The organism is Sporanaerobacter sp. (assembly GCF_047830725.1).
In the GTDB taxonomy this organism is placed as follows: domain Bacteria; phylum Bacillota; class Clostridia; order Tissierellales; family Sporanaerobacteraceae; genus Sporanaerobacter.
The window spans coordinates 314,486-334,545 of record NZ_CP181252.1 but is presented as its reverse complement, the minus strand read 5'-3'; the positions used below and the strand labels follow the sequence as shown (position 1 = coordinate 334,545).

The 20,060-nt window shown below is 30.7% G+C and carries 19 protein-coding genes; 16 read left to right on the top strand and 3 right to left on the bottom strand.

Going from position 1 to position 20,060, the window contains the following annotated elements; translation table 11 throughout:
• Positions 1–24 precede the first annotated feature (24 nt).
• Positions 25–1,062, bottom strand: a complete 1,038-nt coding sequence (locus tag ACFWUA_RS01625) for a M42 family metallopeptidase (RefSeq protein WP_416198433.1) — start codon at positions 1,060–1,062, stop codon at positions 25–27.
• Positions 1,063–1,202: 140 nt separating this feature from the next.
• Between ACFWUA_RS01625 and whiA the strand changes: the two genes are divergently transcribed.
• The 16 genes from whiA to ACFWUA_RS01545 all read left to right on the top strand — a co-directional run bounded on the left by whiA (position 1,203) and on the right by ACFWUA_RS01545 (position 18,743).
• On the top strand, positions 1,203–2,162 hold the full coding sequence (gene whiA / locus ACFWUA_RS01620) for a DNA-binding protein WhiA (protein ID WP_416198432.1): 960 nt from the start codon (positions 1,203–1,205) through the stop codon (positions 2,160–2,162).
• 1 nt (position 2,163) lies between these two features.
• On the top strand, positions 2,164–2,430 hold the full coding sequence (locus ACFWUA_RS01615; protein WP_416198431.1) for an HPr family phosphocarrier protein: 267 nt from the start codon (positions 2,164–2,166) through the stop codon (positions 2,428–2,430).
• Between the two features lie 138 nt (positions 2,431–2,568).
• On the top strand, positions 2,569–3,627 hold the full coding sequence (locus ACFWUA_RS01610; RefSeq protein ID WP_416198430.1) for an HD-GYP domain-containing protein: 1,059 nt from the start codon (positions 2,569–2,571) through the stop codon (positions 3,625–3,627).
• Between the two features lie 79 nt (positions 3,628–3,706).
• Positions 3,707–7,186, top strand: a complete 3,480-nt coding sequence (locus ACFWUA_RS01605) for a DNA polymerase III subunit alpha (protein ID WP_416198429.1) — start codon at positions 3,707–3,709, stop codon at positions 7,184–7,186.
• Between the two features lie 80 nt (positions 7,187–7,266).
• Entirely contained in the window at positions 7,267–7,461 is a 195-nt protein-coding gene (locus tag ACFWUA_RS01600) for a hypothetical protein (protein WP_416198428.1), read from the top strand.
• A gap of 23 nt (positions 7,462–7,484) precedes the next feature.
• On the top strand, positions 7,485–8,444 hold the full coding sequence (gene pfkA / locus ACFWUA_RS01595; protein WP_416198427.1) for a 6-phosphofructokinase: 960 nt from the start codon (positions 7,485–7,487) through the stop codon (positions 8,442–8,444).
• A gap of 17 nt (positions 8,445–8,461) precedes the next feature.
• Complete coding sequence (pyk, locus tag ACFWUA_RS01590; RefSeq protein WP_416198426.1) at positions 8,462–10,219, top strand: pyruvate kinase; 1,758 nt, start codon at positions 8,462–8,464, stop codon at positions 10,217–10,219.
• An 11-nt stretch (positions 10,220–10,230) separates the two neighbouring features.
• Positions 10,231–10,653: an acyl-CoA thioesterase gene (locus ACFWUA_RS01585; protein WP_416198425.1), complete on the top strand. Its 423-nt coding sequence runs from the start codon at positions 10,231–10,233 to the stop codon at positions 10,651–10,653.
• A 2-nt stretch (positions 10,654–10,655) separates the two neighbouring features.
• Positions 10,656–11,048, top strand: a complete 393-nt coding sequence (locus tag ACFWUA_RS01580; protein WP_416198424.1) for an FxsA family protein — start codon at positions 10,656–10,658, stop codon at positions 11,046–11,048.
• Between the two features lie 137 nt (positions 11,049–11,185).
• Complete coding sequence (gene rlmD / locus ACFWUA_RS01575) at positions 11,186–12,556, top strand: 23S rRNA (uracil(1939)-C(5))-methyltransferase RlmD (protein ID WP_416198423.1); 1,371 nt, start codon at positions 11,186–11,188, stop codon at positions 12,554–12,556.
• Positions 12,557–12,741: 185 nt separating this feature from the next.
• Positions 12,742–13,485, top strand: coding sequence for a DUF4184 family protein (locus ACFWUA_RS01570; protein ID WP_416198422.1), 744 nt, complete (start codon positions 12,742–12,744; stop codon positions 13,483–13,485).
• 11 nt (positions 13,486–13,496) lie between these two features.
• Entirely contained in the window at positions 13,497–14,027 is a 531-nt protein-coding gene (locus ACFWUA_RS01565; protein ID WP_416198421.1) for a YcxB family protein, read from the top strand.
• A gap of 147 nt (positions 14,028–14,174) precedes the next feature.
• Entirely contained in the window at positions 14,175–14,870 is a 696-nt protein-coding gene (locus ACFWUA_RS01560; protein WP_416198420.1) for a DUF5058 family protein, read from the top strand.
• A 27-nt stretch (positions 14,871–14,897) separates the two neighbouring features.
• Positions 14,898–15,587 carry a hypothetical protein gene (locus ACFWUA_RS01555; RefSeq protein ID WP_416198419.1) on the top strand — a complete coding sequence of 230 codons (690 nt, stop codon included), beginning with the start codon at positions 14,898–14,900 and terminating at the stop codon, positions 15,585–15,587.
• 24 nt (positions 15,588–15,611) lie between these two features.
• Positions 15,612–16,985, top strand: coding sequence for an amidohydrolase (locus tag ACFWUA_RS01550; protein WP_416198418.1), 1,374 nt, complete (start codon positions 15,612–15,614; stop codon positions 16,983–16,985).
• A gap of 135 nt (positions 16,986–17,120) precedes the next feature.
• Complete coding sequence (locus tag ACFWUA_RS01545; RefSeq protein ID WP_416198417.1) at positions 17,121–18,743, top strand: PucR family transcriptional regulator; 1,623 nt, start codon at positions 17,121–17,123, stop codon at positions 18,741–18,743.
• A gap of 114 nt (positions 18,744–18,857) precedes the next feature.
• Here ACFWUA_RS01545 and ACFWUA_RS01540 read toward each other — a convergent pair whose 3' ends face one another.
• Both ACFWUA_RS01540 and ACFWUA_RS01535 read right to left on the bottom strand, forming a co-directional pair.
• Complete coding sequence (locus tag ACFWUA_RS01540; protein WP_416198416.1) at positions 18,858–19,334, bottom strand: QueT transporter family protein; 477 nt, start codon at positions 19,332–19,334, stop codon at positions 18,858–18,860.
• Complete coding sequence (locus tag ACFWUA_RS01535; RefSeq protein ID WP_416198415.1) at positions 19,321–20,031, bottom strand: radical SAM protein; 711 nt, start codon at positions 20,029–20,031, stop codon at positions 19,321–19,323. The genes ACFWUA_RS01540 and ACFWUA_RS01535 overlap by 14 nt, the downstream gene beginning before the upstream one ends.
• Between the last annotated feature and the right edge of the window lie 29 nt (positions 20,032–20,060).

Sequence of the window (20,060 nt, the reverse complement as noted above, 5' to 3'; positions counted from 1 at the left end):
AACCGCGGTTTCCCGCGGTTTAAATTATTTAGTCAAATACAATATTCCTAATTTAATTGTGTTTTCTATTGCTTCTTTATGAGTTCTTTCATGAGAGTGAGAAGCATCTACTCCTGGTCCTATAAGTCCTACTTTGAAATCATTGCCAGCCCTTAAAGTAGCACTACCATCTGAACCATAGTATGGATATATATCCACTTTATAGTTAAGATTATTTTCTTTAGCTAAATTCACTAAATGTCTTTTAAGTTCTAAATCATATGGACCACTTGAATCTTTTGCACATATAGTTACACTGTATTCATCAGAAGTTTGGCCTTCTCCAGGAGCTGCCATATCTATTGCGATAAATTCAAAAGTTTTAGGAGGAATAGCTGCACTGGCACCATGACCTACTTCCTCATAATTGCTAATGAAGAAATTTGTAGTATATTTAGGGGTGATTTTGTTTTCAACTAAATATTTAGCGATTCCCAATATAGAAGCTACTCCGGCTTTATCATCTAAATGTCTAGATTTTATAAAACCACTATCAGTCACTGTAGCTCTTGGGTCAAAAAATACATAATCTCCAACGGAAATTCCTAGTTTTTCAACATCTTCACTATTCTTGACTTTTTCATCTATTCTGATTTCCATATTGTTTTCATTTCTTTCAAGGCTACTTGCTTCTCCGCCATGAACATGGGTTGAGGCTTTTGTAGTCAAAATAGTTCCAGTATATAGTTTGCCATTACTTGCTTCTATTGTGCAGTGTTCTCCTTCAATGGCATTCCACATATATCCACCTATTTGAGTGATTTTAACTCTACCATTAGATTTTATTTCTTTTACCATTCCACCAAGGGTATCAACATGACCTGAAAGAGTTACTTCTTTGTCAGTGTTTTTCCCTTCAATAGTTCCTATAAGGGCTCCTTTGTTTGTTCTATAAGTTTTAATGCCTAAAGATTTAAATTGATTTTCCACAAAATCTATGGCATTTTTTGTATTGCCAGTAGGACTTGGTATATTTAAAAGTTCTACTAGTATGTTGGTAATATTATCAATTGCAATGTTCATGAAAAAACCTCCTTAAAAATTAGTCTTTCATAATATTCTATAAAAAAACCAAAAATCCTTTATTAAAATTAATACTCTTTACAACAAAGCATTTATGAAGTATATTATATTAAAGTAATAAAGATTTAGGAGAGATAAATATGTCGTTTTCTGCATTTACAAAAAATGAGCTTTCTAGAATTCCTATTGAAGATATGTGTTGTGCTAAAGCAGAATTAGCAGCTCTTGTGAGAATAAATGGTCTTATTCAAATAAGTGGTAAAAATAGAATTACGCTTAAATTCACTACTGAAAACGCTGCCATAGCTAGGAGAACCTTTTCCTTGTTGAAAACCATATATGATACAGATGTAGAAGTCATGGTTAGAAGAAATAAGCAGTTGAAAAAAAACAACAATTATTTAATAGTTGTTCCAAATACAAATATCACAAAAAAGATATTAAAGGATGTGGGATTCATACAGGATGGTGAAAACCCATTGTTTCAGTTGAATTACAAAATTCCTGAAGATATAGTAGAAAAAAGATGTTGCAAGAGGGCATATATAAGAGGTGCTTTTTTGGGAGGAGGCTCCATAACAAATCCAGAAAAAACTTATCATTTGGAATTTGTAACAAATAGTGAAGAACACGCAGAAAACCTTTCTAATTTAATCAATACCTTTGGTTTGAATTCAAAGATAGTATTTAGAAAGGAAAGCTATGTAGTGTATTTAAAAGAAGGAGAACAGATAGTCGATCTTTTAAATATAATGGGAGCCCATCAAGCACTATTGAAATTAGAAAACATAAGGGTTTTGAAAGAAGTAAGAAACAATATAAATAGAATTGTCAACTGTGAAACTGCAAATTTAGATAAGACTATAGATGCTTCATTAAGGCAAATAGAAAATATAGAGTATATAGATGCAACTATAGGATTAGAAAAACTGCCCAAAAACTTATCCGAGATAGCGTATTTAAGATTAAAACATAGGGATTCTAGTTTAAAGGAACTAGGAGCTATGCTCGATCCTCCTGTAGGAAAATCAGGTGTAAATCATAGATTTAGAAGAATTGAAGAAATTGCAGAGAAATTAAGAGATGGAGGGAGAAAATAAATTGGAAAAGAGAAAAGTAGTTTTAAAAAATGAAGCAGGTCTTCATGCACGACCAGCAGCAATGTTTGTTCAAACTGCAAATAAATATTTATGTGATGTTTATATAGAATTAGATAAAAAAAGGGTAAATGGCAAGAGTATCATGGGAGTCATGAGTCTTGGCGTATTTCAAGGTGAGGAGATATCCATTATTACTAAAGGAGAAGATGAAAAGGAAGCTATGGAAGACCTTATGGATTTAATCGAAAATAGAATATTTAATGCATAAAGAGTAGAAAAACTACTCTTTATGTCAAAAAAATAGTAAATATGTCCTATTCCTATATTTCTACAAAATATTTATTTTTTTTTGATGTATAATATAAATTGTAGTCTATACAAACAAAAGATAAAGGTGGGATTTAGGGTGCTTATTTCAGTGGATAATGTAGTAGAGGAAATGATATTGGCCAAAGATATATATAATACTAGTGGTGCAATTCTTTTGAAGGAAGGAGCCCATCTTAAAAAAAGTTATATAGAAAGTTTAAAAGAAAAAGGTATTAAGACAATTCACATAAAAGAAGAGAGCTTTTATGATAAGAATATACAAAAAGTTGTGAAAGAAAGTACTCGCAAAGAAGCATTAAATATAGTTCAAGATACAATTGAAAGGCTTCCATTTTCCCAAGACAAAAACATTAAACAAATTACGTTTATTGTTGAAAAGATAGTAGATGAATTGTTAAATGGTAAAAATATATTTATGAATTTACTTGATATAAAAGCAGTAGATGATTATACTTTTGATCATTGTGTAGATGTATGTGTACTTTCTATAATACTTGGCAAGAATTTAAATTACAGTAGAGATGAATTGATTGAATTAGGGAAAGGAGCCATTTTACATGATGTAGGTAAAATACTTGTTCCTCAAAAAATACTGAAAAAGCCCGACAAGCTTACATATGATGAATTTGAGGAAATGAAAAATCATACTGTTTATGGATATAAAATTCTTCAAAATGTTCCTGAAATGAGTGAAAGCTCTATTGATATAGTTCTTTCTCATCATGAAAGATATGATGGGAAAGGATATCCCAACGGTTTAAAAGGAGAAAATATTTCTAAGTATTCTAGAATTGTGTCAGTGGCTGATGTATACAATGCTTTGACAAGTGAGAGAGTATATAGGAAAAAAGGTAAAAATCAAGAAGCCATTGAATATTTAACTGCCATGAAAGAAAGCCAATTTGACTCCTATATAGTAGATATATTCATTGAAAAAATAGCTATGTATTCATTAAATAGAAATGTAGTTTTAAATACAGGAGAGAGGGGAATTGTAGTGGATATAAATAGAAAATTTCCTTCAAGACCTGTAGTAGAAGTTTTATATGATGAGAGTGGTCAAAAACTTTTAAGGTCATATTGTGTGAATCTTCTCGAGCACAATTCTATAATAATAGATGACGTAGTGAATTAGTAAAAACTCCTAGAAAATATAGGAGTTTTATTTTATATGTGATAAAATATTATAAGAAAACAATAGAAAGGGTTTTTATATGGATAATAAAGGCAAGTTTGTACATCTTCATGTTCATACTGAATATAGTCTACTTGATGGGGCCAATAGAATAGGGGAATTGTTAGATAAAGCTGTAGAACTTAATATGGATTCTATTGCTATTACAGATCACGGTGCTATGTTTGGAGTAATTGGTTTTTATAAAGAAGCAAAAAAGAGAGGAATAAAACCTATATTAGGTTGTGAAATATATATTTCCAAAGGTAAATATACAGACAAAGATCCAAAAGAAAAAAGCCCCTATCATTTAGTTTTATTGGCAGAAAATAATGAGGGCTATTCCAATTTGATGAAGATAGTTTCTGAAGGATATGTAAATGGATTTTATTACAAACCTAGAGTGGACCATGAAGTTTTGAAAAAATATAGCAAAGGATTGATAGCTACTAGTGCTTGTTTAGGTGGAGAAGTACAAAACAAAATATTAAATGGGGATTTTGAAGGTGCTAAAAAAACTGCGTTGATATATAGGGATATATTTGGAGAAAATAATTTCTTTTTAGAACTTCAAGATCATGGTATCAGAGAGCAAAAGCTTGTCAACGAAGAATTGATAAAATTGAGCAAGGAAACAGGTATACCATTGGTTGCTACCAATGATGTTCACTATTTGACTAGGGAAGATGCAAAGGTTCATGATGTACTATTATGTATACAAACAGGAAAGACCGTTGATGAGGAAGATAGAATGAAGTTTCCTACAGATGAATTCTATTTAAAATCCTATGAAGAAATGTCAGAGCTATTTAAGGGCGTAGAAGAAGCTATAGACAATACTTTATTGATAAGTGAAAGATGTAATGTAGATATAGATTTTGATACATTACATTTGCCTAAATATGAAGTTCCAGAAGGCTATACCAATGTGGGATATTTGAAAAAATTGTGCATAGAAGGTCTTAATAAGAGATATGACAAAATAACTGATGAAATAATGGATAGATTTAACTTTGAATTTAATACTATTGTCACAATGGGATATACAGATTATTTTCTTATTGTATGGGATTTCATTAAATTTTCAAAAGACAATGGAATAATGGTAGGGCCTGGGAGAGGTTCTGCAGCTGGGAGCATAGTTTCATATGCACTAGGTATTATAGATATTGATCCACTAAAATATGGGCTTATATTTGAAAGATTTTTGAATCCTGAAAGAGTGACTATGCCTGATATAGATGTGGATTTTTGCTATGAAAGAAGAGAAGAAGTCATAGATTATGTAGTGAAAAAATATGGAGAAGATAGAGTGGCTCAAATAGTTACATTTGGTACTATGGCAGCAAGAGGTGCTATTAGAGATGTGGGCAGAGCTATAAATATGCCTTATGGTGAGGTGGATTTTATTGCAAAACAAATACCTATGGAATTGGGTATGACTATTAAAAAAGCATTAGAGGTCAACAAAAACTTAAATAGTATGTATCATGAAAAAGAAGAAGTAGAAGAACTTATAGATTTAGCAATGGCAGTAGAAGGATTGCCACGTCATACGTCTACTCATGCTGCAGGAGTAGTTATATCCAAAGAGCCCATCAGAGAATATGTTCCGTTGTCGAGAAACAATGATTCTATAACTACACAATTCACTATGACAGAATTGGAAGAATTGGGTTTACTTAAGATGGACTTTTTAGGTTTAAGAACCCTTACAGTCATAAGGGATGCAGTAAATTTGATTGAAGAAAATCATGGAGTTAAAGTAGATTTTTCCAATTTTACTTATGATGATGAAAATATATATAAAATGTTTGAAAATGCTGAAACTCTGGGTGTGTTTCAATTTGAAAGTGCAGGAATGAGACAGTTTTTAAAGGAACTTAAGCCTACGGGATTTGAAAACATTGTTGCAGCCAATTCACTATTTAGACCAGGGCCTATGAATCAAATACCTAAATATATTGAAAGCAAAAATGATCCTTCAAAAATTAAGTATCTACATCCTAAATTGGAACCCATATTAAAAGTGACTTATGGTTGCATTGTTTATCAAGAGCAAGTAATGCAAATAGTAAGGGATATTGGCGGTTTTTCCATGGGAAGGGCAGATTTAGTGAGACGTGCTATGAGTAAAAAGAAGATGGATGTGATGGAAGAAGAAAGAAAGAATTTTATCTATGGGAAAATAGGAAAAGATGGAGAAATAGAAATAGCTGGAGCCATAAGAAATGGTGTAGATGAAGTATCTGCAAATAAAATTTATGACGAGATGATAGATTTTGCCAAATATGCATTTAACAAATCTCATTCAGCAGCTTATGCTATGGTAGCTTATAGGACAGCTTGGTTAAAGTATTATTATCCAGTAGAATTTATGGCAGCACTGATTTCTAGTGTCATGGGAAATACGAATTCAGTTTCTCTATATATTCAGGAATGTAAGAGACTTAAGATAGATATACTTCCGCCTGATATAAATGAAAGCTATGGGAAATTTACTGTATCCAATGGCAAGATAAGATTTGGACTTCGTGCAGTAAAAAATGTGGGAGAGAGTCTTATAAACGCTATAATAAAAGCTAGAGAAGATGGCCCTTTTAGGAGCTTAACTGAATTTTGTCAGAGAGTAGAAAAAGTTGATTCCCAAGCTATAAATAAGAGGGCAATTGAAAGCTTGATAAAATGTGGAGCTACAGAATCTCTAGGAGCTAATAGAGCCCAAGCTTTAGCTGTATTTGAGAAAATAATTGACAGCGTTCATGAAGATAAGAAAAGAAATATTGAGGGTCAATGTTCTTTGTTTGAATCCATGAGTGGAGAAATAGAAGAGGACAACTTGCCAAATTTAAGCGAGTTTCCTCAAAAAAATCTTCTCACCATGGAAAAAGAGATGCTAGGTATATATATAAGTGGTCATCCACTAGCTCCTTATGAAAGTGAACTAAAGAAAATATCCACAGTCACTACTGCGGAACTATTTCAACTAGAAGAAGACATAAATGGAGAATTGATAAATACAGAACTTCAAGATGGGAAAAAAGTAATTTTAGGAGGAATCATAAATAATAAAAAGAATAAAATAACTAAAAACAACAATATGATGGCTTTTATCACATTGGAAGATCTCTACGGAGCTATAGAAGTAATAGTGTTTCCAAAGATATATGATAGATATTTGAAGTACTTAGATGAAGACAATATAGTTGTAGTAGAAGGTAGAATTAGTTTGAGCGAAGAAGACGAACCTAAAATTATTTGTGAATCTATTGTTCCCCTAAATAAATATAAAAAGGGAAAATTGTATATAAAGCTTGAAAAAGATGATGGACTTAAAACATTTGAATATCTTAAAAATATATTTGTAAAATATAGCGGAGATATGCCTGTATATGTGTACCTTGAATATGAGAAAAAGGTAATAATGGCTGATAGAAATTATTGGGTTGATGGAGAAAATGAAGAATTAATAAAAAAATTGAAAGATATACTAGGAGAAAATTGTGTAAAAATTTGTTAAGAAAATCAAATGGGATAAAAAAATATAGAAAATTATGCTATAATGAGTTTACAATACAATTGTTTAAGGAGTGCGAGAAAATGTGGACTGCAATATATGTAGCAGAAGGATATGATATAGCAAAAAAAATAGAAAACTTACTAAACGAGGAGGGGTTTTTAGTTAAAATAAATACATTCTCAAAAGAGGGAGATAACACTTTATATGAAATACTTGCTCCTGAATTTGAAGCACAAGAAGTACAATCTTTTTTAGTAGATTTAGGAATAATTTAATACAGTATCAGAGGAGGAAAAATATGAAAACTATCGGGGTCTTAACTAGTGGTGGAGATGCACCAGGAATGAATGCAGCTATAAGAGCTGTAGTAAGAACTGGCATTTATAACAAAGCAAGAATATTGGGTATTAAACAAGGGTATAATGGACTTATAAATGGAAATATTGAAGAAATGAATCTTTCTAGTGTAGCAGATATAATCCATAGAGGAGGAACCATACTTAGAACTGCTAGATGTGATGAATTTACCACAGAAGAAGGATTAAATAAAGCAGTAAATATCATAGAAGTATTCAATATTGATGGGTTAATAGTATTGGGTGGAGATGGCTCTTTTAGGGGCGCAAAGACTTTAAGTGACAAAGGCATTCCAACTATTGGAATTCCTTGTACCATAGACAATGATATGGGATATACAGATTATACTATAGGTTTTTATACTGCAGTTGAAACTGTAGTAGATGCTATAAGTAAAATCAGGGATACTTCCAGTTCCCACGGTAGAGCAAATATTGTAGAAGTAATGGGAAGACATTGTGGAGATATAGCCCTTTATGCAGGACTGGCTGGTGGTGCAGAAAGTATAATTGTTCCAGAAGAAAAAATAGATATAGATGCAGTTTGCAGAAAAGTTATTCAAGGTAGAAATAGAGGTAAACTTCATAGTATAATAGTCCTTTCTGAAGGAGTGGGAAATGCATATGAAATTGCAAAGGAAATAGAAGAAAAAACTGGTGGAGAGACAAGAGTTACAATACTTGGTCATATACAAAGAGGAGGAACACCTACATCTTTTGACAGAATCATGGCTAGTCAGATGGGATATAGAGCCGTAGAACTACTATTAGATGGTAAAGGGGGAAGAGCAGTAGGTATAAGTCAAAATGAAATAGTGGATTTAGATTTAGATGAAGCTCTTTCTCAAAAAAGAGTCTTTAGAAGAGATATGTATGAGATAGCAAGAATACTATCTATATAATATAGTGGGGTGAAAATATGAAAAAGACAAAAATAATTTGTACAATAGGTCCAAAATCAGAGGATGAGAAAATTTTAAAACAACTTGTATTAGCTGGGCTTGATGTTACAAGACTTAATTTTTCTCATGGAGATCATGAAGAGCACAAAAAGAGAATAGATGCTATAAAAAAAGTTAGAACTCAAATGGATTTGCCTATTGGAATAATACTTGACACAAAAGGGCCAGAGATAAGAACTGGCAAGTTTAAAGATAATAATGCAATGTTAGAAGATGGTCAAATATTTACATTGACTACAAGAGATATAATTGGCGATTCTACCATGGTTGCAGTGAGCTATAAAGATTTGCCAAAAGATTTAAAAGTGGGAGATAGAGTACTTATTGATGATGGACTTATAGCATTAGAAGTAGAGGAAATTGCTAATGATACTGATATTAGATGCATTGTTAAAAATGGCGGGCCATTAAGTGACCACAAGGGTATAAATGTACCGGGTGTAAAAATTAATCTACCAGCTGTTACTAAGAAGGATATAGATGATATATTGTTTGGAATAGAAAATGGTATAGATTTCATAGCTGCTTCTTTTATAAGAAAAGCAGAAGATGTATTGGAGATAAGAAGGATATTGGAAGAAAATAATGGAGACTATATTCAAATAATATCAAAGATTGAAAATCAAGAAGGAGTAGAAAATTTAGATGAGATATTGAATGTATCTGATGCTATTATGGTGGCAAGGGGAGATTTAGGAGTAGAAATACAGACTGAAGAAATTCCAATTGTTCAAAAACAAATCATAAAAAAATGTAATGAAGCAGGAAAACCTGTAATCATTGCAACTCAGATGCTTGATTCAATGATAAGAAATCCTAGACCTACAAGAGCAGAGGCTACAGATGTGGCTAATGCAATATTTGACGGTGCAGATGCCATCATGCTTTCAGGAGAAACTGCAGCAGGTAAATATCCTGTAGAAGCTGTTAAAACTATGTACAATATAGCGATAAAGGCAGAAGAAGCTCTTGATTATAAACAGATTCTTCAAATGAAATTTAAGTCCAATGGAGTTTCTACAACCAATGCCATAAGCAAGGCAACTTGTACTACAGCTCAAGATTTAGGTGTCAGTGCTATAATTACTGCTACATCATCAGGATATACTGCTAGTGCGGTATCGAAATTTAGACCAAAATCACCTATCATAGCTGCAACTACAACCGAGCATGTAATGAGAAGATTATCTATAGTGTGGGGTGTTTATCCTGTACTTTCATCAAAGAGTACTTCAACTGATGAGGTAATAGAATTATCTATTCATAGTGCTTTAGAAAAAGGATATATAAAACAGGGAGATTTAATAGTTATCACAGCAGGTATACCAGTAGGAGTATCTGGTACTACGAATTTAATTAAAGTTCACACTGTAAGTGAAGTATTACTTAAAGGTACAGGAATAGGAAATAAAGCTATTACTGGAAAAGTAGTTGTAGCAAATTCAAAAGATGAATTAGAGAAAAAGTTTAAAGAAGAAGATATATTGGTATGTACATCTACAGATAGAGATATGATGGACTATATAGAAAGGGCTTCTGCACTCATAACTGAACAAGGAGGACTTACTTCTCATGCAGCAATAGTAGGACTCAATTTAAATATACCAACTGTTGTAGGTGTGTCTGAGGCTACTGAAATTTTAAAAGATGGAGATATTATAACAGTGGACAGTATTACTGGTTCTATATATAGAGGAGAAGCTAAAGTATTATAGGGGGTCAAAACATGGAATATGAAACTACTATTAGAGTTAGATACAAAGAAACAGATCAAATGGGTGTAGTATATTATGGAAATTACTTCACTTGGTTTGAAGTTGGGAGGAATGAATTTTTTAGAGAATTAGGATTTCCTTGTGGAGAACTAGAAGAAAAGGGAGTATTGCTTCCTGTTATAGAAACTGGTTGCAAATATATAGATTCAGCTAAATTTGATGATGAGGTCATTATAAAGACGAAATTGTCAGGACTAAAGGGTGTAAGACTTAAACTAGACTATAAAATATTTAGGAAAAGTGACAATACTTTACTTGTAGAAGGATTTACCAAACATGCATTTGTAGATAAAGAACTAAAGCCTATAAATTTTAGAAGAAGATTTAAAGATGAATGGAGAGTTTTGGAAGAGGTATTAGAAAAAGGAGAATAAATATGTGGAAGATATTGACATTCATAATAGCTATGCCAATAATAGATTTATACATTTTAGTTAAAGCATCTAAAAGTATGGGATTTTGGACTACAGTTATGCTCATAATAGTCACAGGTATAGCTGGATATTATTTGGCAAGAAGTGAAGGAAAAGTTGTCATATCAAGCATAAATAGAGAATTGTCTCGAGGTAGAATTCCTAGTGATGATTTGTTGACAGGAGTGAGTATTTTAATAGGTGGAATATTTTTAGTAGTACCAGGAATTCTTACCGATATAATTGGAATCACAATGATACTTCCTGGAACTAGAGATTTATATAAAAAATATATAAAGAAAAAATTAGAGTATAAAATTCGAAAAGGAAATTCTAGCTTGTTTTTGAAATGGTAATGTATAAAAAAATTTTTTTAGACAATAATCAAAATAAAATATATAATATAGGCATACTGATTCTAGCAAAATGAGTCAAGGGAATATCCTTTGGCTCATTTTGCACGTATACTATATTTAATTACAGGAGGATGTTCATGGATACTTCAGTTAAGATTGGAGATATATTGGAAGGAGAAATAATAGATATAAATTATGAAGGTGGAGGAATAGTCAAAAAAGACAATTTCACCATATTTTTGGATAAAGGTCTAATTGGAGATATTGTAAAATATAGGGTAGTTAAAGTTAAAAAGACTTATGGAATAGGAAAACTTTTAGATATCATAAAACCTTCAGCCTATAGAGTTTCTTCTATTTGCAATACATCAGGTGAATGTGGAGGATGCCCATTTCAATTTTTCAATTATACAAAGCAGTTAGAATGGAAAGAAGAAAAGGTAAAAAAAGATGTAGAAAAAATTGGAGGACTAGATGCAAGTATAGTCAAACATATCATAGGCATGGAAGAACCCTATAGATATAGAAACAATGTTCAAATTCCTGTTGGCCTTAAGGATGGAGAAATCGCTATAGGATTTTATGAAAGTGGAAGCTATAATATTGCAGACATAGACAATTGCGTCATTCAAACGGAAATCTCAAATGAAATAGTAAAAACAATAAAAAATTTCATGAAAGAATATAATTTAAAACCTTATGACAGAAAAAATAGAACTGGAAGTATACGCCATATTGGAATTAGGACAAATATAGAAAACAAAGCTATGGTGATAATAGTTACTGGTTCAAGGAATCTTCCATATTCTAAAGAGCTCATAAAAATACTTACTGAAAAATTTAAAGATATAATAAGTATATATCAAAATATAAATAGTGGAAATGGTCCAGTAGTATATGGAGAAAAATTCAAAAAATTATATGGGGAAGATAAAATAATAGATTGTATAGGAGATTTTAAATTTAGTATTTCTCCAAATTCTTTTTTCCAAGTAAATAGAGTACAGACAAAGATACTTTATGACAAAGTGAAAGAATATATGGATTTGAAAAGTGAGGACATAATATTTGATTTGTATTGTGGTATCGGGACTATATCACTCTACATGGCGAGACAAGCTAAAAAAGTATATGGAGTTGAAATAGTAGAGGAAGCAATAAAAGATGCAATAGAAAATGCCCGTTTAAACAATATAGAAAATGTAGAATTTATCTGTGGAAGCAGTGAAAAAATATTGCCTGAATTAAAAGAAAAAGGTATCAAGGTAGATAAAATAGTAGTGGATCCTCCAAGAAAAGGTTGTGATAGACAAGTACTAGATACAATAATAGAAATGAATCCAGAAAGAATAGTCTATGTATCTTGCAATCCATCAACTTTAGCCAGAGATTTAAAATACCTTTCAGAAAATGGATACAAAATCAAAGAAATTCAACCAGTAGACATGTTTCCGAGAAGTATTCATGTTGAGTGCGTAATAGGAATGCAAAGGAAAGATATGAAGTGATGCATTGGGGACGGTTCTTTTTGCATCAAATAAAACAATGAGAAATGAGTGATATTTTGTAAAAAGAACAAAGAAGAAGATTCCCTTAAGTTTTTTGCTTTAGAAGTTAGAATTAGTCCTATTTATTAAGTTGTAAATTATAGTATAATATACACAAGTATATGATATAAAGTAGGTGAAAAAATATGGCTTTTACTTTAGCTCATCCAGCAGTAGTAATTAATTTTACCAAAAAACATAAATCATATATAAATAATGCTGCAATGATTCTTGGAACTATGGCACCAGATTTTGAATATTTTATATATTTTAAGCCTATAGGAGTGATCGGTCATAGTATAAAAGGATTTTTATTAATAAATTTACCTTTAGTAATTTTATTATATTTAATTTTTTATAAAGTTATAAAAAATGACCTTATTTCAAACTTACCTAGTAGAATAAATCAACATTTATATGCACTATATAATGATAAAATAAAATTAATTAGTTTTAAGGAGTTTATTATTTTTTCATACTCATCTTTTATAGGAATGGCCACTCATGTAGTATGGGACAGTTTTACTCATAAAAATGGATTTTTTGTAAACAAAATAGATGTATTATCTAATACTATATTAAACATACCAATATACAAATATTTACAGCATGGTTCTACTATATTAGGTTTCATGATTATAATTGGATATATATTAAAGTTAGAAAAAGTTGAAGTTTATAATTACGATATAGATGAAAAAATAAAATATTGGTTACAGGTTTTATTAATTAGTATGCTAATATTTTTCACAGTTTTAAAAATAAAGGGAGATTTTTCTATTGGTGAGATGGTAATAACTATTATGAACAGTGGATTTTTATCGATATTGTTAGTTTCATCTATTAGAATTAATCTAAAAAAGATAAAAAGTAATTATTATTTATTATAAGAGGTGGAAACATGAATGATAATAAATTATTTACAGTAAAAACTTCTATGGGAAAAGAAGACTATCATAAGTTTTTATATATAGCTACATTCTTAAGGAGCAAGATAATAATCCCTTTTATATTTTTGATATCTGCATTGATGGCTGCTTTTCTTGCTTATAGTGAAAATCAATTTAGTGTGACAAAATTTATTGCTTTATGGATTGTATTAGCTATGGTAGCAATTCTTACAATAATTTTTAAGGTTGAAATGAGAAATAAACAGCGAATTAAAACTGACAAAACAGGAGTATTTAATGCAGAAGAAGTATTAGATTTCTATGAAGATTTTTTAATTATAAAGAGCACAGTATTTGAAGGGGAATCTAAGATTAATTATAGCCAGTTCTATCAAGTATTAGAATCAAAGGATTATTTCATTACTTATTTTAATGTGAACCAGGCTTCTTTAATTAGAAAAAAAGATATGGATAAGGAAACCATTGAAAAACTACGGTCTCTATATAAAAAAGTTATGGGGAAAAAGTATAAAAGAATTTAATAAAAAACACAGGAGAAAAATTTCTCCTGTGTTTTTTATTGTGAAAATATTTTCACAAATCTGTCAAAATAAGAAAAGTTTTTGCGTTGGTTTTACTACGGTAGGGTGATAACATTTATACAAATAATAAACTAAGGGGGAGTAAATATGGATTATTTACAAATTGCAAATAGCTTTCCCATGTGGTTAGCAGCAGGTTTAGCAATATCTTTGGCATTATTTCAAGCAATTATCTTTGCTAAAAAATCTTATAGTACAGGTAAAGAAATAGGACTTACAGAAGGACAAATGAAGAGTGCTATGAAAAGTAGTCTTATTACATCAGTAGGTCCTTCAGTTGTAATTTTAACAGGACTTTTATCATTATTAGTAACAGTAGGAGGACCTATGGCATGGATGAGATTATCCTTTATAGGTTCTGTAATGTTTGAGATGATGGCGGCAGGTTTTGGAACAGAAGCAGTAGGAGTTAAGATGGGAATAGATCCAATGACTAATGTAGCTTTTGCAAATGCAGTTTGGACTATGATACTTGGTTCCATTGGATGGATAATATTTGCTACTTTGACAGCAGATAAAATGGAAAAAGTACAGACGAAGTTTTCCAAAGGAGACAAAGGGATACTAGGTATTATATCTATATCTGCTATGTTAGGTTCTTTTGGTTCATTAGTATCTGGTCATCTAATTGCAATGAATAAAAATACTATTGCAGCATTAGTAGGTGGAGCTATAATGCTTATATTATCTCCTATAGCAGATAAAAAGAGTATAAATTGGCTTAAAGAATGGGCTTTAACCATAGCACTATTTGGTGGCATGGCAGTAGCAGCATTAATATAGTTTTAATAATAGAGGAGGTACAAAAGGATGAAAAAAACTGATCAATACGATGGAGTATATTTACCATATATAAATAAATGGGGGAAAATAACAGGTTTGCTAGGAATTTTATTATCTTTTGGACCAGCATTGGTACTTGCAGTGATATATGGTATTGTTCCTCCTATAAGTGCAATAATCACAGCATTTATAGCCATAGCATCAGCAGTAGGCGTAAATTGGATAGTAGAACCAATATCCTATTTCCCTATAATCGGGGTACCTGGAACATATATGGCATTTATAACTGGGAATATTTCAAATCTTAGAATTCCAGCTGCTGCGGTATCCCAAAATGTAGCAGGAGTAGAACCTGGCACAAATGAAGGAACTATAATAGCTACATTAGGTATGGCTACATCAGTTATTGTGAATATTGTGATACTTGCTTTGGGAGTATTTGCAGGTAGCGCGATTTTAGAATCACTACCTGAAAATGTAGTTACTTCATTTAACTATCTTTTACCAGCATTGTTTGGAGCAATATTTGTACAGTTTGCCCTTAAAAAGTTGAAATTAGCACCAGTAGCTTTAGGACTAGCATTAGGTTTAACGTTTGCTTTAAAAGCAGGAGTATTTAGTTTCTTGCCAGGTTATCCAAGTTATATGGTTACATTAGGTTCAGTATTTGGAACTATGGCTATAGGTACAAGTTTGTACAAAAAGAAACTTATATAAATTTAATATAAAGGAGGACTTAAATTGAACAAATCAGATATATTAAAATATTTAAATGATATAAGTGGAGAAGTAAAAGAATTGAGTTTAAGGATATGGAATAATCCGGAGACTTCTGGAAATGAAAAAGAATCATCTAATTTGTTTAGAAATATATTAAAATCTTATGGTTTTGAAATAAAAGAAATAGATGGAATGGAAAATGCTTTTATTGGTGAATATGGGAATGGATCACCTGTAATAGCAGTGTTAGGAGAATATGATGCATTGCCAGGACTATCTCAAACTCTAGATATAAAACATAATCCAGTAAAGATAAATGGTCCAGGGCATGGATGTGGCCATAATCTATTAGGTAGTGCAGCCTTAGGATCTGTACTTGCAATCAAAAAATATTTAGAGGAAACTAAGACAAGTGGAACTATAAGGTTTTATGGTTGTCCTGAAGAAGAAACTTTAGTGGGTAAAGTAAAAATGATTAAAGCAGGAGCTTTTGAAGGTTCTGATATAGCTCTTAGTTGGCATCCTATGAATGCAAATGTGGCACTAGATAAAGCTTATTTAGCTAACAATTCTATTAAATTTAAATTTCATGGGATATCGGCTCATGCATCTCAATCTCCAGAATCAGGAAGGTCTGCTTTAGATGCTGTTGAGTTGATGAATGTAGGTGCAAACTATTTAAGAGAACATGTTATAGATTCAGCTAGAATTCACTATACTATAACTAACGCAGGGGGAGCACCTAATATTGTACCAAAAGAAGCAGAATCTTGGTATTTTGTTAGGGCACCTTATAGAAAAGATGTAGAAGAAATAACGGAAAGATTATTTAAAATTGCAAAAGGTGCAGCAATGATGACTGAGACAACTGTGGAATATGAGGTATTGGGCGGATGCTATGAAAAGCTACCCAATAATGTATTGTTTGATTTAACTTATAAGAATATGGTTGAAATTGGATCGCCATCTTATACAGAAGAAGAACTTAAATTTGCAAAGGATATACAAGAAAGCTTAGACCCAAAGCTAGTAGAAGCTGAAATCAAGAAATATATTGATAGTGATGAAAAGGTATTTCTTCATCAGGGAGTTTTAGAAAAAGAAAAAGCAAGTTCTGTAGTAGTTTCTGGCTCTTCTGACAGTGGAGATGTATCTTGGTTAATGCCTATGAATTTATTTTTAACAGCTACTTGGCCATTGGGAGTACCAGCTCATTCATGGCAGGCAACTTCATCATCAGGATCATCTTTGGGTTTTAAAGGTATGTTTTATGCAGCAGAGATTTTTTCAGGGATAATGTATGATCTATTAAATGATCCTAAACTAGTTGAAGCAGCAAAGGATGAATTTAACAAAAGAACAGAAAGTAGAAAATATGTAAGTCCTCTTAAATAGAGGTAATTCATAAAAGGATTCTTTGCAAGATATAATATTATAATATTGTAAGGAGTCCTTTTTTTTATATAAGATTTTGTGATAAAATGCTAATACTAGTACTAATACTAATACTAAACAAAGGTAGGTGATACTATGGGTTTAACTATTAGAGAAATGCTTAATGCAGAATTTTTTAAAGATTTTAAATTAATAGCAGGAAGTAAGGGATTGGACAAACAAATACAAGGAATAGCTATATTAGATGCTCCAGATGGATTTAAATGGACAAGAGGTAGAGAATTTGTTATAACATCAGGTTATGTGTTTTGTAAATGTCCTGGAGTATTTGAAGAATATATAAAGACAGATATATTTAGGGAAATATCGGGTATGGGAATTAAGGTAGATAGATATTTAAAAAGTATTCCAGCTCATATAATAGATATGTTTAATGAGTATAATATACCTTTAATAAATATTCCATTGGCTCCTTCATGGATGGACATTATGAACCAACTTAATGTACTTGTGATGAATAAAAATATTAGACAATTTAGGATAGGTAATGTTAACCCAAAAAATTTTTCTAATTTAAGCTATCAAGTAAGAAAGATAAATAAAATATTGTCACAAATCGAAGGGGAAATGAATTTTCCAGCAATGCTCTATGACTTATCAAATGAAACTGCTTATTATAGCTCACCTACATTTATTGAGTGGATGGATGATCTAAAGATAGAAGATTTTTGGAATCCAACAATTGAAGTTACAAAAGAAGTATTGTGCGATAATCTTAAAATGATACGATATAGATTTCATGATGATAAATATGAGAAACCTTATAGCTGGATTATTGTACCTATTACAGTAGGAGATACGATAAAGGCTTATTTCGTAGTTGTAGAGGCTACAGGACTTATAGATTATTTTGACCAATTTGCATTGCGTATTGGTTTTCTACTTCTGCAATCATTATATGAGCAAATAGCAGTAGCACAAAGTATTGGAGATATAGGTTTTGAAAAGTTTATTGGAGAAATTATATCTGGAAACTTATCAGATGATGAAATGATATCTAAAAGAGCCATTGATTTAGGTTTGGATATAAATTCAAATTATTATTTGCTTTTAATGAGACAAGAAAAAGAAGGATACCATTTAGCTAATTATAAAGATAAACTTAAAGAAGCAATAAATAGCAGTATTTCTTATATAGATGCTAGAATGGCTATGATAGATGATGATGGTTGTATTTTTTTACTTCCAGCAGATCATAGGATTTCAATAGAAGAAAACTTAAAATTAATAGAAGCTTCAGCTAGAATTTTTAAGAAAAGAATAGAATCAAAGGTTGAAAATACGAATATAGTCGTTGGCATTTCTGACAATGAAAGCACAATATATGAAATAAAGAGAAACTATATAAGATGTGAACAGACTATAAAGATTGGTCAGATATTATATCCAAATGAAGATTATCTAAAGTATTCTGATTTGGGGGTTTTTGCTTGGTTGGATGTCAAGGAAGATGAATTGGGAATAATGACAAAAGATATAAATGTTTTACTCAAAAATCCTGAGTATAAAGAGCTAGTAGAGACTTTAAAAGTCTATCTAGAGTGTAAAATGAATTATAGCCTTACAGCAAAACAGCTTTTCATACACATAAATACAGTTAGAAAAAGGATAGAAGAAATAAATGATTTAATAAATTTTGATTTAGAAGATCCTATGAATAGATTAAAGCTTGAGATTTTATTGAAACTAATTAAATGAAATTAGATAGTATATATGTAAATAGGTTTTGAAGAGTCGCTATGATTCTTTGAATTGTTATATAGCAAGGGACAGTTCTCTAAGTATAGGAGAACCGCCCCATTTCATAGTAGCTTAATCATTTTTTAAGATGTTCATTATATAATCATTTTTTTGAATAATATTGAATATAGGTACTCCTATTACGGATACTATCATAAATTCAGAAAGCATTATTTGCCCAGTTATTAGAAAAAAATTAACCGGTTCTTTTGATAAAAATAATATTTCTAAACCTATGATAAAACTAAATACAGCTGGCCAAAGGCTAGCTACAAATATATTTTTTGTTTTTGTCATAGAGTATAGAGCCAAAAAACTAGCAAGTGACCCAAATATAACGTCGATTATTCCAAAAGGACTGAATATATTAGAGATAGCACAACCAATTGTAAGAGGTAAAACATAGAATGGGTCAATGAATGCTAATAACGTCATTATTTCAGATAATCTAAATTGCAGTGGACCATAAGCTAAAGAAGGCAAAGAATAGGTCAATACCACATACAATGCTATTACAATTCCACCTTTCACAAGTTTACTTGTTTTCATTAGCTTCACCTCCTACTCCAAAATCGGTATTATTCCATAAAATTTCAATATTATCATATTCTTCTAAATATGAATAATTCTCTTTAAACCAAGAAATCAATTCTTTATCTTGTTTGACAGGAGTAGAATTTTCCACATATATATTGATACATCCATGTTCAAAATATTTCTGTAAAATTTCAATATCTTTTGCAATCATTTCTTTAGTTTGTCCTTTAATTCCTACCAATAAACAAATAGATTTAAAGTATTTAGCTACTTCTTCATAGTTTTTGAAGTGTACATTTTTATTGAGATAATTATTTCTAAAATCATCATCAAAGGTTTCAATGCCACATTTAAATACTATATCTGTACCTTTAAAATAATCTTTTATCTCATCAAGTCTATGTCTATAGATATAGTGGCTTTCAAAATATAGTTTTTCTATTTTTTTTACAGAGACAATATCTTTTATATATTTAAGGGTTTCTTTTGGTAGTTCAAATACAGATGCTGAATTTATCACCTCAAGTTTTTTAAACTCTCCAGTTACATTATTTAAGATACTTTTATTAAAATCATTGATGACTTTATCATCATTTTCATTATCATGAATATAATCACAAAAAAAACAACGTCTCCATTTACAGGGACGTGATTTTAAAAGTACAATTTCTCTTGGGTTTTTTTTAAAAATTTTATTATACCTTATCACTTTATCACTCCCTTGTTTTTGTAGTGGGT